At 69.3% G+C, this 228-nt stretch carries 1 protein-coding gene; it reads left to right on the forward strand.

Annotated features, from left to right (window positions below; genetic code table 11):
- Positions 1–228: ATP-binding cassette domain-containing protein (locus tag H489_RS0118905; protein WP_031259601.1), on the forward strand; the 228-nt coding region annotated here is incomplete at both ends.

Here is a 228-nt window from a genome sequence, read left to right on the forward strand (position 1 = left end):
ATCACCAAGCGGTTCGGCGCCGTCCAGGCCCTCAGCGACATCGACTTCGACGTCTACCCGGGCGAGGTGGTCGCCATCGTCGGCGACAACGGCGCCGGCAAGTCGACGTTCGTGAAGATCCTCGCCGGGGTCTACACCCCGGACGGCGGCACGATCACGTTCGGCGGTGACGAGGTCACCGTCCCGAACCCCGCGGCGGCCCAGACCCTCGGCATCGCGACGGTGTTC

The sequence above is a fragment of the Curtobacterium flaccumfaciens UCD-AKU genome (assembly GCF_000349565.1).
GTDB classification, from domain to species: domain Bacteria; phylum Actinomycetota; class Actinomycetes; order Actinomycetales; family Microbacteriaceae; genus Curtobacterium; species Curtobacterium poinsettiae.